Genomic DNA, 14,942 nt, shown 5'->3' on the forward strand with positions numbered 1-14,942 from the left:
TCAGTTCCACGCGGCGTTTAACGTCTTCGCTTTAATAAACGCAGTAACTCGATTAGCGTAAATCTGTATGTGGAATATCCAGACGATAAAACTCATCTGAATATATCCTCAGCGTGCCTTTCCGCTCCACTAAGCGTTGCCCTCCCTTAGAACACTTGCCCGTCCGACGCGCTTCGCCTTTTTACTCCTTTGGTAGCAGCTATCACCCCCATATTGATTAACCACAAAAAAACCTTTCGCATTGTGTGGGATAAGGGGGTGCATTTTATAAGAAGAATGAAAAACGGGATTACAGGAGCAGTTATGGACTCACTTAAAAAAGGGGGCCGGTTCAGGTGGCTCCGGGGATGGCGCGGGATAGCACTGATATTACTGGGCATGACAATCGCTCTGCTTGTCGTGGCGGGTAGCGTTACCGCCCTGCATAAAACCAGTGACACCGCCTTCTGCGTCTCCTGCCACAGCATGGAAAGGCCAATGGCGGAGTATCAGGGCAGTATTCACTATCAGAATCATGCCGGTATCCGTGCCGAATGCGCAGACTGCCACATTCCCGGCCAGCCTCTTGACTACCTGGCAACCAAAATTGGCGCAGTAAAGGATATTTACGGCGAAGTTACCGGCAAAATCGCCACTGAAGAGCAATATAACGCGCACAAGCTGGCGATGGCGGAATCGGTCTGGAAAGGTATGAAGGCCAACGACTCGGCCACCTGCCGAAGCTGCCACAGCTTTGACGCGATGGATATTCTGGCCCAGCAGCCGGAAGCCCGTAAGGCCCATCCCGTCGCCATCAAGGCGGGTGATACCTGCATTGACTGCCACCGCGGCGTTGCGCATATCCTGCCGGATATGCGTGAGCATAACGCCTCCGGGGCCAGCCAGCTGGCGACAATTGCCGCGGCCACCAACGCCACCTCTGGCACGCTTTACGCGACCCACACTCAGTCTTTTACGCTGGGCACTGCGGCGGATGCGGCCGGCGGCACGCTGTTTCCCGCAACCGGGATCGCCATTCTTAACCACCAGCAGGAGAAGCTTGAAGCCCGCCTGGAGGGCTGGCAGCAGGATGGCGTACCGACCTTCATCTATGGGGCGCCCGGAAAGCGAATTATCAGCGCGATCCTGAGCGAGGAGGCCATCAGCCATATCCAGACGCTGGCGACGCAAACGGACAGCCAGACCGGCACGGTCTGGCACAAGGTTTCGCTTCAAATCTGGCTGCCCTCCGGCTCGCTGATTGCCGATCGCGAGAAAATCTGGCAGTACGCTTCCGGTCTGATGACCGCAAACTGCACCGGCTGCCACGGGCTGACCGCGCTTGATCACTTTACGGCTAATCAGTGGACGGGAGTGATGAAAGGGATGGCGCCACGCACCTCGCTTGATAAAGAACAGCTCCGCGTGCTGACGCAGTACGTCCAGCATCACGCCAGCGATATGACCTCTGGCCTCCCCGCTTCAGAAGGAAATGAAGATGAAAAATAGCGCCTTCTCAGCGCTGTCGCGCCGTCGTTTTTTACAGGCAGGGAGTGCCCTGCTGGCCGCCAGCACGCTCGATCTGCTTTATGCCAAATCGGCGATCGCCCAGGCCGTCAGCCAGGCGATGCCGCTCTTCAGTGCGCTCCGCCCGGCCCGGAGGGGGATCCTTACTGCGGCACACTGGGGCGCTTTTGAGGCCATTGTTGAACAGGGGCGCATGGTTGCCGTTCAGCCGGTGGCGGACGATCCTGCCCCTAATGAGCTGATTGAAATGGCGCCGTGGCAGGTTCATGCCGCTAACCGCATCCGCTATCCCATGGTGCGCAAAAGCTGGCTGGAGAACGGGCCTGGCAGCCGCACTGAGCTTCGCGGACGCGATGAGTGGATCAGGGTCAGCTGGGATGACGCGATCAAACTGGTCAGTCAGCAGATCGCGCGTTTACAGGCCGACTTCGGCCCAGCCTCAATTTATGCCGGCTCTTATGGCTGGAAGAGTACCGGCATGCTGCATAACTGCCGGGCGCTGCTGGGAAGGCTGATGAACCTGACCGGCGGCTACCTCAGCTACAGCGGCGACTACTCCACCGGTGCGGCGCAGGTCATCATGTCGCATGTGATGGGCTCCATGGAGGTTTACGAACAGCAAACCACCTGGCCTGACGTGATCGCTCATACCGAACTGGTGATTTTATGGGGATGTAATCCCCACACCACGCTTAAAAATAGCTGGAACGTGCCCGATCACGTTGGTCTGGCGGGCTTCGCGGCGCTGGCGGAAAAAGGAACGCGCGTTATCACTATCGACCCGGTCTGTAACCCGGGTGCAAAAGCACTCAAGGCTGAATGGATTGCGCCGAAAGCCTATACGGATGCCGCGATGATCCTGGGGATCGCCCACACCCTGTTGACCGAGAAGCTGCACGACGAAGCCTTTCTGAAGCGCTATACCACCGGCTTCGATAAGTTCCGCGATTACCTGCTCGGGAAAGATGACGGCACGGCGAAAACCGCCGACTGGGCCAGCGCGGTGTGCGGCGTGGAGGCGGAAACGCTGCGCAAACTTGCGCGCGATATGGCCGGGCAGAGGACGATGATTATGGCCGGCTGGGGGTTGCAGCGTCAGCACCACGGCGAGCAGCCGCACTGGCTGCTGGTGACGCTCGCCGCCATGATTGGGCAGATTGGGCTGCCGGGCGGCGGGTTTGGCTTCAGCTATCACTACTCCTCCGGCGGCAGTCCGGCGGCCCGGGGCGGGATCCTGTCCGGGATCAGCGCGGGAGAAGCGCCAGCGAACGCGCCTCAGCCGATCCCGGTGGCGCGCATTGCCGAGTGCCTGGCGAATCCTGGCAAAACCATCGCCTTTAACGGCAGGGAGATAACCTACCCTGACGTAAAAATGGTCTATGTGGCGGGCGGAAACCCGTTCCACCATCATCAGGACACCAATAATCTCCTCAAGGCCTGGCAACATCCTGAAACCATCGTCGTACAGGAGCCTTACTGGACCGCCACCGCGAAACACGCAGATATCGTCCTGCCCTGCACCACCAGCTATGAGCGGAACGATATGGATATGGGCGGCGACTATTCGCAGCGCTACGTTTTTCCCATGCATCAGTGCGTTGCGCCGCAGCATGAGGCACGCAACGATTATGATATTTTCCTGGCGATCGCGACCCGGCTGGGTGTGGCGCAGGGCTTCTCAGAGGGCCGGGATGAGATGCTGTGGCTGAAGTCGCTGTATGACAATATGAAATTGCAGGCCAGGCACGCTGGCATCCCTCTGCCCCCGTTCGATAAATTCTGGCAGTCCAATAACTACATCCGCTTCCCGGTGCCGCCAGAGAATCGTGACTGGGTACGCTTTGCCGATTTTCGTGCCGATCCGCTGCTGAATTCGCTGGGCACACCGAGCGGTAAAATTGAGATATTTTCGCAGCACGTGGCGAAGATGCATTATCAGGACTGTCCCGGCCTGCCGGGATGGTTGCCGCCCGTGGAGTGGCACGGCAGCGAAATTGCGAAAAAATACCCGCTTTCACTGAACACCGCGCATCCGGTTAACCGCCTGCATTCCCAGCTGGATAACACCCCGTTGCGGAAGAAATACGCGGTCAGCGATCGTGAGGCTATTTTAATTAACTCGCGTGATGCTGAGGCCAGAGGTATTCGCTCAGGCGATCTGGTCAGGGCCTTTAACGATCGGGGACAGATCCTGGTGGGCGCGGTGGTCACTGAGGATATCCGGCCCGGCGTGGTGCGCATCAGCGAAGGCGCATGGTACGACCCCTCCGACCCCGCCCAGCCCGGCACGCTGTGCAAAAATGGCAACGTTAACTGCCTGACCTTTGATATCGGCTCTTCGCAGCTGGCGCAGGGAAACTGTGGTCATATGGCTCAGCTCGATATTGAACGATACCGGGGAGAGGCACCGGCGAACAGCGCGCATGCCGTTCCGCCCGGCGCGGCCTGAACCCGCCGGGTAAACGCTCACGGTGTGCGTTGACGGCGGCATGGAAATGGAAAATGACGTTCATGCCGCCGGTTTTGCCTGACTAACGCCGGTCAGAACTGCGCGCTGATGCCCAGGTTATACATGAACTGCTCCCCGGAACTCAGACCGCCGGTTTGTGAGGCTGACGCAAAGGCCGCCACCGACTCTCCGAGGGGAACATGCGCGCCAACCGAGACGTTCATCCAGTCACTGTCCTGTCCGGCCACCTCCCGCGTGAAGGAGGTCTGCGTGGATTTCAGCCCGCCTCCTGCCCGCCAGACGTTATCACCAAACTGGTGGTTATAGCTGACTTCCGCCCAGGGGTTGACCCAGCCGAACCGGGAATCCACCCGCCAGCCCGCTGTACCAATCTGGGAATGGGCATTCTGATCGTCAAAGCGCATCGCGGTACTGCTGCTGCCCTGCTCCTGATAACCCTTTACCGAGCTGTAATCCAGCGCATACTGCACCACCGGCCCCGTTGTTAACCGCGACCCAAGCGGAATATCCCAGCCCGCAGCCATACGGCCGCCCACCTGAGTGCCTTCCGTGTCGCCATTCTCGGTACGGGTCGCCGGGCCCAGCACCACGCTGCGCCTGATGTCGTCATAGTTAACCGAGGCGAACTGGACGTCGGCGTTGATCCAGCCGTGATCGAAAATCGTCAGTTCGCTGTAGGCTGAGGCCAGCCAGCCGCGCATTTTATAGTCGTAGCGCGGCGTGGGATGCTGGCTGTCGTCAGAGCCGGAAATCAGCGCGCCCACCAGCCAGTCGTCGGTGAGCTGGTAATCCACGCCCAGCGTCAGATTGTGGGTGGTGGCGTTGCCCTCGCCCGCCGCCAGGTTATCCGCATAGTCATAGTGCTGCCCGGCGTAGCCTCCGTAAACGCTGAGCGAGCCCTGAGGGTTATCCCCATGGCGCTGCTGCTGGAGGCGGCTGTCGAGCGTCGCTCTCGCATCCCGCGACATCGCCAGCGTGGCCTGATTCAGCGCCACCGCCTGCGCGGGCGCGTCCAGCACTGACTGGATATAGTCGGCAATCAGCAAATGCGTCGCGGGCCCTGGATGCAGCCGATCGGCAAACAGATAGTCCTGACTGCTGGAGAAGCCGGGCATCGCCGAGGTGCAGTCGGCGGCAGAAACGCCGGGAGGACAAGCCATGCCCGCCGTGTTCGTCAGCCCGTAGCGGGCCGGATCGCTTAACACCTCGCTGAACAGCCCGTTGACGTCCACGCGCACGATATTGCCGCGGAGCTGCGCCAGCCCGTTTTCCTCCTGCTGGTTATAGCGATCGGTCAGCGCCGCCGCCTGCTCGCTGAGCACCTGCCAGGCCTGATAAAGCTGTGCAGTTGCCACCTGCCGCAGCGCTTCCACGCTGGTGAGTTCGCCCGCAGCGGCGTACAGCGCTTCACGGATAGCGCTGTTCCTGGCCTCTGGCGTGAACGTAGTCTGCCCGCTCAGGGACCGGAACGCGGCGGCCAGCGCCGGAGTGGCAACCGGCGCCAGCCCAATCTGTATTACCGCCTCAAGCAGCGCTGGCGTCGCCCCCACGTTCGGTACAGTCGGCACAATGACCGTATTCGCGCCCGCCGACAGCAGCGCCCTGACCTGGCTGGCGGCGGCAAAAGCGCTGCCGCTCACTATCCGATCCGCGTTCAGCGGATTAAGCGCGGCGGCGGCCAGATCGTTACCGCCAATCCAGTGGATATAAAGCCCGTCGGCCTCGGCCTTTCCGCCGTTCGCCCTGAGCCAGGCGGCAACCTGATCGGCACTGTTATCGACAGGATTAAGCTGCGGAACGGCCACCGCATTCCCCGCCGCATAATTGGTGCCGCCAGCCTCTGACGGGCGAAGCGACTGATTGATTCTGGCGGCCAGCACCTCGTCGTAAAGCGGATTCCTGTTACTATCCCAGGTGTAGCGGCCGTTATTGCCGCTGTCGCTCAGGCTGTCGCCAAATACGTAGAGTCGCTCCCAGCCAGCGGCGGGGGCGACGGCACAAAGCGAGCAGGCGATCCACGCCGCCCCAAAGGCCACACGGCGCGTTATGCGTTTCTTTGACATGGAGAACTCCGGAAAAGAGCGCAAGTAAGACTTAATATTTGTATTGTTAATTTCAGCAACAGATTAACTATTGCCTGGCCGGAGATAACGTCAAGCGCCACCCGGTGGTTTTTTACACAAATTTGATGGAGATACATTATGGTGCAGCGCTGCGGCTGGGTAACGCAGGATCCAATCTATCTGGCTTATCATGATGAAGAGTGGGGCGTTCCGGTCACTGATACTCGTACGCTTTTTGAAATGCTCTGCCTGGAAGGCCAGATGGCAGGGCTGTCATGGCTCACGGTGCTGAAGAAGCGGGAAAACTATCGTCGCGCCTTTCATCAGTTTGATCCGCAGACTGTGGCGAAAATGGGCGAGACCGACGTGGAGCGACTGATGCTGGACAGCGGTATTATTCGCCACCGGGGGAAAATCGCCGCCGTTATTGCCAATGCGCAGGCACTGCTGGCGATGGAGGCCGGGGGTGAGTCCTTCAGCGCCTTTCTCTGGGCATTTGTCGACCATACGCCCCAGCGCCACCGCTTTGCGGATTACCGGACCGCGCCGACCTTCAGCCCCGTTTCCGACGCCCTTTCAAAGGCGCTGAAGAAGCGCGGTTTTAAATTTGTTGGTACGACCACCTGTTACTCATTTATGCAGGCATGCGGTCTGATTATTGACCATACGACCGGCTGTTTTTGCCATGCTGACAATATAAAGTAGCTTATCTTTACAATTTCAGACTTTTAGAACGTTATTTCCTCACAATGCACGGGCATAATTCACCTTTATGCGGCATGTATGCCCACTGTTTTATTTGAGAGAAATAACCCATGAAAATGAGCTCCGTTGCCCTCGCTCTGGTTCTGAGCGGTACTGTTGCCCTGGCAGGCTGTACGACTAATCCTTACACTGGCGAACGTGAAGCTGGAAAATCTGGCATCGGTGCAGGCCTTGGCGCCGCGCTGGGCGCTGGCGTTGGCGTGCTTTCCTCCTCGAAAAAAGATCGCGGTAAAGGCGCGCTGATTGGCGCCGCGGCTGGTGCTGCGCTCGGCGGCAGTGCGGGCTATTATATGGACGTTCAGGAAGCGAAGCTGCGCGATAAAATGCGCGGGACCGGCGTCAGCGTTACCCGTCAGGGCGATAACATCATTCTGAATATGCCAAGCAATGTGACCTTCGACAGCAGCAGCAGCACGCTCAAGGCTGCCGGCGCGAACACGCTGACCGGCGTGGCCATGGTCCTGAAAGAGTATCCGAAAACCGCGGTGAATATCACCGGCTATACCGACAGCACCGGGACGCGCCAGCTGAATATGAATCTCTCCCAGCAGCGTGCCGACAGCGTGGGCAGCGCGCTGATCGCCCAGGGCGTCGCCGCTAACCGCATCCGTACCGGCGGCATGGGCCCGGATAATCCGATTGCCACTAACAGCACGGAAGCCGGTAAAGCGCAGAACCGCCGCGTGGAAATTACCCTCAGCCCGCTGTAACCTGCTTTTCTGCCGGGTCACCTGCTGGCCCGGCAGCCTCTCTCCGCCCGCTTAGCTTGTTAACTGCCTGCCAGATAGTCGCCCGGGTAAGAGAGATGGGCGCGACGCCACTTATGTTTTATGATGACCCCCTCCGGTTCCTGAATCCGGGTTACGCTCAGAAACAGGACCAGCGATAGCTGAGGCTACGCTTTCTCTTCCGTTAATGTTCAAGGATCGCTATGAACCGCAAGGCCACACGCGCCACCATCAGCGATGTCGCTAAAGCTGCAAACACCGGGAAAACCAGCGTATCGCGCTTTCTGAACGGTGAGCAGCACGTCCTTTCCGCAAGCCTCAGGCAGCGGATTGAGACGGCCATTGCCGAGCTGGACTATCGCCCCAGCCAGATGGCGCGGGGGCTGAAGCGTGGCCGCACCCGGCTGATAGGGCTGATTATCGCCGATATCACTAATCCCTATTCGGTTGAAGTGATGAGCGGTATTGAGGCTGCCTGCCGGGCCAGGGGCTTTACCCTGCTGATGTGCAATACCAATAACGAAGTGGATCAGGAGCAGCATTATCTGAATCTGCTGAGCAGTTATCAGGTCGAGGGGATCGTGGTGAACGCGGTCGGCATGCGTGAAGAGGCGCTGAGCCATCTCCAGCAGTCGCTGCTGCCGATGGTGCTGATTGATCGTAAAATTCCTGACTTCAGCTGTGACGTCGTGGGGCTGAATAACCGGGAAGCGGCCGTTCAGGTGACGCAGCACCTTATTGAGCAGGCGTTTCACGCCATCCTGTTTGTGACCGAACCGCTGGGGCTGGTGAATACGCGTCATGAAAGACTGGACGCCTTTTACTCCATTATGGCGCAGCACCCCGGACATGTGGCGGAGCAGGCTGAAGTGGCGATTAACGATCCGGCCAGGCTTGATGCGGTTTTAAAAGATTACGTGCAGCGCAATGCCGGCCAGCGCTGCGCGGTTCTGGTGGTTAACGGCGCACTGACGCTACAGGTGGCGCGTTCACTGCGGCGTCTGGGGCTGAGCTGGGGAGGCGATCTCGGCCTACTGGGCTTTGACGAACTCGCCTGGTCAGAACTGGCGGGCGTTGGCATCACCACGCTGAAACAGCCCACCTGGCAAATTGGTTATTCTGCGCTGGAACAGGTCATTAAACGCATTGAGGGTGACGACACGCCGCCCCAGGAACAGGTCTATTCCGGCGAGCTGATCGTCAGAAAATCGACGATATTTGGGCAGTAGGGAGAATAGCGCAGGCCTGCGTAACGGCTGTTCCCGGCCTGACAAGAAGCGGGCCACCCTTACACGTTATATCCTTTCACAATCATTCTTCCCGCACTTCACCACCCTTTTAAGCCCGTCTGGCCGCCATCATTTTTCAGAACTCCCCTTGCCACTAATTGTTTACATCGTGAGCGCGATCATAAAACCAGACTCTGCTCCTTTGCTTTGGAACCGGTTCCATCTACCGTTTTTAGCACGCAGTGGCGGGTAACGCCGGGAGAAGCAGATGAAAAGAGATGTGATTGTGGTAACGGCGGCCTATGGTCGCGATCGGATTAAGGCCCTGGGCGGCCAGCAGGCCGTTGTGCCGGTGATCGCCGCTGCCGGTGCTGAAGGGGTGGAAATACGCCGTGAGCTGTTCAGCGATGAGGAGTTGCAAAGCCTCTCCGGGCTGGGCCAGGCCATCACCGCCGCAAATCTGGTGGCGTACTACTCCGTACCGGAAGCCTTGTTTAACGAGCAGGGCCTGGTCAACCCGGCGCTGTCGCGCCATCTGGCAGAAGCGACGCAACTCAACGCCCAGCGTCTAAAATATGCGTTGGGTAACTATCGTCGCGGCTTCGATTTCACCAGCCTGCGTAACAGTCTGGCTTCCCACGCCGTTCAACTCGTGGTGGAAAACGACCAGACGGCGTCAGGCAGGCTGTCCGTGATGAAGGCCTATCTTGAGGAAGGTGGCGAAGCGCAGAGCGGCTGCGGCGTGACCTTCGATATGGGTAACTGGCTCTGGGTGGGTGATAACCCTCTCGATGCCGCTGAACAACTTAGCCCTGCCGTCAGCTATATCCACGTTAAGGCCGCTGTGTCACAGGGTGACAGCTGGCGGGCCGTCGCGCTGGATGAGGCTGACAGCCTGTGGCGTGAAACCTTAGATCTTCTTCCCCCGGACGTGCCGCGCGGCATTGAGTTTCCGCTGGAAGGTGACGATCTGGTCGCTGTCACACGCCATTACGTTGACCTGTTGCGGGAGGAGTAAACCATGACCATCAAGGAAAACGGAACGCTGGATGCGGTCACGATTGGCGAGGCGATGGCGATGTTTGTCGCCAGCGAGACGGGCGATCTTGCCGCCGCCGAACACTTTGTTAAACGCATCGCCGGTGCCGAGCTGAACGTCGCTATCGGTCTCGCCAGGCTCGGCCTGAAGGTGGGTTGGGTCAGCCGCGTGGGAGACGATTCGTTTGGCCGCTTTACCTGCCAGCAGCTGGAAAAAGAGGGCGTCGATCATCAGCAGGTGATCGTGGATGACCGTTACCCGACCGGCTTTCAGCTCAAGTCGAAGGTGGAAGATGGTTCCGATCCGCTGGTGGAGTATTTCCGCAAAGGATCGGCAGCCAGCCATCTGTCGCCCGACGATTTTAACCGCGACTATTTCGGCACGGCCAGACACCTTCATCTGAGCGGCGTCTCAGCGGCGATCTCCGCTTCTTCGCTGGCGCTGTCAAAGCACGCGGCGCAGGAAATGAAGCAGATGGGAAAAAGCATCTCTTTCGATCCCAATCTGCGCCCGGTGCTCTGGCCCAGCGAGCGCGAGATGGCGAAGCAGCTCAATTTACTGGCGGGCTATGCCGACTGGGTGCTGCCCGGCATCAGCGAGGGAAAAATCCTGACCGGCTACGACCAGCCGGAGGCCATTGCTGATTTCTACCTGGATAAGGGCGTGAAAGCCGTCATCATAAAAACGGGCTGCGACGGCGCCTGGTACAAGACATCCGGCGGTGAGAAGGGCCAGGTTGCGGCGATCAAAACCGAGAATGTGGTCGATACCGTTGGCGCTGGCGACGGCTTTGCTGTTGGCGTGATCAGTGCGCTACTGGAAGGCAAAACGCTGCCGCAGGCGATTAAGCGCGGCAACAAAATTGGCTCACTGGCCATTCAGGTCATCGGCGACAGCGAAGGGCTTCCGACGCGCGCTGAGCTGGGCGATGAATAAAAGCGATCTCAACACGTACCCTTAAAATAAACCTCACTGCGCGTGAGGCGCCTCGCTGTTACAGCCGGGTGCTCAGCGCAGCCTGCGGTGCCCTCAAAACAGAGGATCGACTATGAAAAAGCATACAATCGCGCCAAAACGCTGGTGGTACATCATGCCCATCGTGTTTATCACTTACAGCCTGGCGTATCTGGACAGGGCGAATTTCAGCTTCGCCTCGGCGGCCGGAATCAATGAAGATTTGGGGATCACCAGAGGCATGTCCTCGCTGTTGGGCGCCCTGTTCTTTCTTGGCTACTTCTTTTTTCAGATCCCCGGCGCGATTTACGCCGAACGCCGCAGCGTTAAAAAACTGGTATTTGTCTGTCTGATCCTCTGGGGGATATGCGCCTCGCTGACCGGCATGGTTTCCAACATCCCGATGCTGGCCGCGATCCGCTTCGTACTCGGCGTGGTCGAAGCTGCCGTGATGCCGGCGATGCTGATCTACATCAGCAACTGGTTTACCAAATCCGAACGCTCGCGGGCGAACACCTTCCTGATCCTCGGTAATCCGGTGACAGTATTGTGGATGTCAGTTGTCTCGGGCTACCTGATCGAGGCCTACGGCTGGCGTGAAATGTTTATCATCGAAGGGTTCCCGGCGGTGATCTGGGCGGTAGCCTGGTGGTTCCTGGTGCAGGATAAGCCGTCCCAGGCCAAATGGCTCAGCAATCAGGAGAAAGCGGACCTGCAGGCGCAGCTACAGAAAGAGCAAGAAGGCATTAAAGCCGTACGTAACTATGGCGAGGCCTTTAAATCCCGCAATGTGATCCTGCTGTGTATGCAATATTTCACCTGGAGCATCGGGGTCTACGGCTTCGTGCTCTGGCTGCCCTCTATTCTGCGTAACGGGATGGAGATGGGTATGGTGCAGGCGGGCTGGCTCTCTGCGGTGCCTTATCTGGCGGCTACCATCGCTATGCTCGTGGTCTCCTGGGCTTCCGATAAGCTCCAGAATCGCAAACTCTTTGTCTGGCCGCTGCTGCTGGTAGGCGCGCTGGCCTTCCTGGGTTCCTGGCTGGTGGGCGCCGATAATTTCTGGCTTTCGTTCACCCTGCTGGTGATTGCCGGTGCAGCCATGTACGCGCCATATGGTCCGTTCTTCGCCATCATCCCGGAAATGCTGCCCCGCAATGTGGCCGGCGGCGCGATGGCGTTAATCAACTCGATGGGGGCGCTGGGTTCATTCCTCGGCTCATGGGTGGTAGGTTATCTGAACGGTGCCACCGGCAGCCCTTCCGCTTCCTATATTTTTATGGCCGCCTCGCTGCTGATTTCCGTCTGCCTGACGCTGATCGTCAAGCCGGCCGATAACAAACAGCCTCCGGTGCCGCATGGCGCTAAGCACGCCTGACTTTGCATAAACGGGCCAGCGGGCCCGTTTCCTCATTTTCAAAGGGAGAGATGAATGAAACCCTCAGTAGTGCTCTATAAGTCGTTACCGGACGATCTCCGCTCAACGCTGGATGACCATTTTAACGTGACGGAAATTGCCGGGCTGTCGCCGGAAACGGTCGCTCAGCATGCCGACGCCTTCCGTCAGGCGGAAGGGATCCTCGGCTCCGGTGGCAAAGTGGATGCGGAGTTTCTGGAAAAAGCGCCAAACTTGCGCGCGGCCTCCACCGTTTCCGTCGGCTACGATAACTTTGACGTGGAGGCGCTGAACGCGCGCGGCGTGGTGCTGATGCATACGCCAACCGTTCTGACCGAAACGGTGGCCGATACCATGATGGCGCTGGTGCTTTCATCCGCCCGGCGCGTGGTTGAAGTGGCCGGACGCGTGAAGCAGGGGGAATGGCAGGGCAGCATTGGCCCCGACTGGTTCGGTATTGACGTCCACCATAAAAAGCTGGGGATCCTCGGCATGGGCCGCATCGGGCTGGCGCTCGCCCAGCGTGCGCATCTCGGCTTCAGCATGCCCATTCTCTATAACGCCCGTAAGCATCATGATGAGGCGGAAGAGCGTTTTGACGCGCAGTATTGCGATCTGGATACGCTGCTCAGAGAGTCAGATTTTCTCTGCATCAGCCTGCCGCTGACCGAACAGACCCACCACATGATCGGTCGTGAGCAGCTGGCGAAAATGAAGCCCAGCGCGGTGCTGATAAATGCCGGACGCGGGCCGGTGATCGATGAGCAGGCGCTGATTGAGGCGCTTAACGACGGAACGATTTATGCGGCAGGCCTCGACGTTTTCGAGCAGGAGCCGTTACCGGTCGATTCACCGCTGCTGGGCATGGCGAATGTCGTGGCACTTCCGCATATTGGCTCCGCCACGCATGAAACCCGCTACGGTATGGCAAAAGATGCGGTGGATAACCTGATTGCGGCCCTGACCGGCAAGATTGAGAAAAACTGCGTCAACCCGCAGATAGCGAAGTCGCAGCGCTGACCGATCCATAAAAAAGCCACGGGGTGACAAAGCACCCCGTTATAGGATCCACTTTATCGCCCCGTGGCTTAATCCTGCCTGGGCCCGCAACTGATGCGGGCTCAGGCTTTTTCGTTTATGGCCGGGCTAGCGCGCCAGCCAGCCGCCATCCACCGCCAGCGTATAGCCATTGATGTAATCTGCGGCGGGCGAAGCCAGAAAGACCGCCGGGCCTTTCAGATCTTCCGGTAATCCCCAGCGCCCCGCCGGGATGCGTTCCAGGATCGCCGCGCTGCGCGCTTCATCCGCCCGTATCTGCTGGGTGTTATTGGTCGCCATATAGCCTGGCGCAATGGCGTTAACGTTAATGCCGTGCTGCGCCCATTCGTTCGCCAGCAGGCGGGTGACGCCCATCACCGCACTTTTCGAGGCGGTGTAGGAAGGGACGCGGATGCCGCCCTGATAAGAGAGCATCGAGGCAATATTGATGATTTTGCCGCCCGTTCCCTGCTTCAGAAACTGCTTTGCTACCGTCTGTGACATAAAGAAGACCGACTTGATGTTCAGGTTCATCACGTCGTCCCAGTCTTTTTCACTGAATGAAATCGCATCTTCGCGACGAATGATGCCGGCGTTATTGACCAGGATATCGATCTTGCCATATTCCGCGACGGCCCGCTCCAGCAGACCGGCAAAGCCGCTGATATCGCTCATATCGGCGGTCAGACTGAGAAAGCGGCGGCCCAGCGCGGTCACGCGCTCAATGGTGTCCGTCGGCTCAACGATGTTAATACCAACGATATCGCAGCCCGCTTCCGCCAGACCTACGGCCATTCCCTGCCCCAGCCCGGTATCACAGCCGGTCACCAGCGCGATCTTACCTTCCAAATTGAAAGCTTGTGAAATCATGGAATTCCTCCTGAAATGTCTTAGCGAAGGTCGCTGACTTTGACATGATCCATATCATCAAAGACCTGGTTTTCACCCACCATGCCCCAGATAAAGGTATAGTTTTTAGTCCCCACGCCGCAGTGAATTGACCAGCTTGGTGAAATCACCGCCTGCTCGTTATGCACCAGCAGATGGCGGGTTTCCTGCGGCTGGCCCATCATATGGAATACGGCCGTTTCGTCATCCATATTGAAGTAGAAGTAAACTTCCATGCGCCGATCGTGCGTATGGCACGGCATGGTGTTCCACAGATTGCCTTCTGCCAGCTCGGTCAGGCCCATCGTCAGCTGGCAGGTAGTCAGCACGTCCGGCACCAGATATTTATTAATGGTGCGCAGGTTACTGGTTTCGGCGCTGCCTAACGTCTGTGGCGAAACCTGATCCTTAGTGACCAGGGTCGTCGGATAGGTAGTGTGGGCAGGCGCGCTGTTGTAGTAGAACTTCGCCGGTTTCTGCGCATCGCTGCTGGCGAACACCACTTCTCTGGCTCCCTTACCGACATAAAGCGCTTCTTTATTCCCCACTTCATAACACTGACCATCAACGGTGATGGTGCCAGGCCCACCGATATTGATAACGCCCAGTTCACGACGCTCAAGGAAGTAGCTGACGCCGAAGGCTTTCCCCACATCGCCTGCCAGGGCAACCGTCTGGCTGACCGGCATCACACCGCCGATCACAATGCGATCGATATGGCTGTAGGTCATGGTGTAGCGGTCAGCTTCAAAAATCGTTTCGATCAGGAACTCGCGGCGCAGGCCTGCGGTATCGAGCTGTTTTGCGTGGTCGCTATGAATACTTTGACGAACTTGCATGGGATTACCTTTTGTTTATAGGCGACG

The 14,942-nt window shown here is 58.4% G+C and carries 12 protein-coding genes; 9 read left to right on the forward strand and 3 right to left on the reverse strand.

Annotated features, from left to right (window positions below):
- Positions 1-303: 303 nt before the first annotated feature.
- A complete protein-coding gene (locus tag AAH446_RS12730; RefSeq protein WP_342907046.1) occupies positions 304-1,488 on the forward strand; it encodes a NapC/NirT family cytochrome c in 1,185 nt (394 codons plus the stop codon).
- The gene (torA, locus tag AAH446_RS12735; RefSeq protein ID WP_342907047.1) at positions 1,478-3,955 is read left to right on the forward strand and encodes a trimethylamine-N-oxide reductase TorA; all 2,478 of its coding nucleotides are present in this window, start codon (positions 1,478-1,480) and stop codon (positions 3,953-3,955) included. Before AAH446_RS12730 ends, torA begins: the two co-directional genes overlap by 11 nt.
- Before the next feature lie 92 nt (positions 3,956-4,047).
- Here torA and AAH446_RS12740 read toward each other — a convergent pair whose 3' ends face one another.
- Entirely contained in the window at positions 4,048-6,039 is a 1,992-nt protein-coding gene (locus tag AAH446_RS12740; RefSeq protein ID WP_342907048.1) for an autotransporter outer membrane beta-barrel domain-containing protein, read from the reverse strand.
- 141 nt (positions 6,040-6,180) lie between these two features.
- Between AAH446_RS12740 and AAH446_RS12745 the strand changes: the two genes are divergently transcribed.
- The 7 genes from AAH446_RS12745 to ghrB all read left to right on the forward strand — a co-directional run bounded on the left by AAH446_RS12745 (position 6,181) and on the right by ghrB (position 13,170).
- Positions 6,181-6,744 (forward strand): DNA-3-methyladenine glycosylase I, encoded by a 564-nt coding sequence (locus tag AAH446_RS12745; RefSeq protein WP_342907134.1) that lies wholly within the window; start codon positions 6,181-6,183, stop codon positions 6,742-6,744.
- Between the two features lie 110 nt (positions 6,745-6,854).
- The gene (locus AAH446_RS12750) at positions 6,855-7,514 is read left to right on the forward strand and encodes an OmpA family lipoprotein (RefSeq protein ID WP_342907049.1); all 660 of its coding nucleotides are present in this window, start codon (positions 6,855-6,857) and stop codon (positions 7,512-7,514) included.
- Between the two features lie 221 nt (positions 7,515-7,735).
- Positions 7,736-8,761, forward strand: coding sequence for a LacI family DNA-binding transcriptional regulator (locus AAH446_RS12755; RefSeq protein ID WP_342907050.1), 1,026 nt, complete (start codon positions 7,736-7,738; stop codon positions 8,759-8,761).
- A 268-nt stretch (positions 8,762-9,029) separates the two neighbouring features.
- Positions 9,030-9,779, forward strand: a complete 750-nt coding sequence (locus tag AAH446_RS12760) for a sugar phosphate isomerase/epimerase family protein (protein WP_342907051.1) — start codon at positions 9,030-9,032, stop codon at positions 9,777-9,779.
- 3 nt (positions 9,780-9,782) lie between these two features.
- Positions 9,783-10,736 carry a sugar kinase gene (locus AAH446_RS12765; protein ID WP_342907052.1) on the forward strand — a complete coding sequence of 318 codons (954 nt, stop codon included), beginning with the start codon at positions 9,783-9,785 and terminating at the stop codon, positions 10,734-10,736.
- 112 nt (positions 10,737-10,848) lie between these two features.
- Complete coding sequence (locus AAH446_RS12770) at positions 10,849-12,132, forward strand: MFS transporter (RefSeq protein WP_342907053.1); 1,284 nt, start codon at positions 10,849-10,851, stop codon at positions 12,130-12,132.
- A 54-nt stretch (positions 12,133-12,186) separates the two neighbouring features.
- Complete coding sequence (gene ghrB / locus AAH446_RS12775) at positions 12,187-13,170, forward strand: glyoxylate/hydroxypyruvate reductase GhrB (protein WP_342907054.1); 984 nt, start codon at positions 12,187-12,189, stop codon at positions 13,168-13,170.
- Positions 13,171-13,296: 126 nt separating this feature from the next.
- On the opposite strand, the gene kduD is transcribed toward ghrB, so the two are convergent.
- The gene (gene kduD, locus AAH446_RS12780) at positions 13,297-14,058 is read right to left on the reverse strand and encodes a 2-dehydro-3-deoxy-D-gluconate 5-dehydrogenase KduD (protein ID WP_342907055.1); all 762 of its coding nucleotides are present in this window, start codon (positions 14,056-14,058) and stop codon (positions 13,297-13,299) included.
- A gap of 20 nt (positions 14,059-14,078) precedes the next feature.
- Positions 14,079-14,915 carry a 5-dehydro-4-deoxy-D-glucuronate isomerase gene (gene kduI, locus AAH446_RS12785; RefSeq protein ID WP_342907056.1) on the reverse strand — a complete coding sequence of 279 codons (837 nt, stop codon included), beginning with the start codon at positions 14,913-14,915 and terminating at the stop codon, positions 14,079-14,081.
- Positions 14,916-14,942: the final 27 nt, after the last annotated feature.

The organism is Erwinia psychrophila (genome assembly GCF_039023475.1).
Lineage (GTDB): Bacteria > Pseudomonadota > Gammaproteobacteria > Enterobacterales > Enterobacteriaceae > Erwinia.

Bases quoted from the DNA above. Each gene is read 5' to 3' on its own strand.
- AAH446_RS12730 (WP_342907046.1), top strand. From the start codon at position 304: ATGGACTCACTTAAAAAAGGGGGCCGGTTCAGGTGGCTCCGGGGATGG.
- torA (WP_342907047.1), top strand. From the start codon at position 1,478: ATGAAAAATAGCGCCTTCTCAGCGCTGTCGCGCCGTCGTTTTTTACAG.
- AAH446_RS12740 (WP_342907048.1), bottom strand. From the start codon at position 6,039: ATGTCAAAGAAACGCATAACGCGCCGTGTGGCCTTTGGGGCGGCGTGG.
- AAH446_RS12750 (WP_342907049.1), top strand. From the start codon at position 6,855: ATGAAAATGAGCTCCGTTGCCCTCGCTCTGGTTCTGAGCGGTACTGTT.
- AAH446_RS12755 (WP_342907050.1), top strand. From the start codon at position 7,736: ATGAACCGCAAGGCCACACGCGCCACCATCAGCGATGTCGCTAAAGCT.
- AAH446_RS12760 (WP_342907051.1), top strand. From the start codon at position 9,030: ATGAAAAGAGATGTGATTGTGGTAACGGCGGCCTATGGTCGCGATCGG.
- AAH446_RS12765 (WP_342907052.1), top strand. From the start codon at position 9,783: ATGACCATCAAGGAAAACGGAACGCTGGATGCGGTCACGATTGGCGAG.
- AAH446_RS12770 (WP_342907053.1), top strand. From the start codon at position 10,849: ATGAAAAAGCATACAATCGCGCCAAAACGCTGGTGGTACATCATGCCC.
- ghrB (WP_342907054.1), top strand. From the start codon at position 12,187: ATGAAACCCTCAGTAGTGCTCTATAAGTCGTTACCGGACGATCTCCGC.
- kduD (WP_342907055.1), bottom strand. From the start codon at position 14,058: ATGATTTCACAAGCTTTCAATTTGGAAGGTAAGATCGCGCTGGTGACC.
- kduI (WP_342907056.1), bottom strand. From the start codon at position 14,915: ATGCAAGTTCGTCAAAGTATTCATAGCGACCACGCAAAACAGCTCGAT.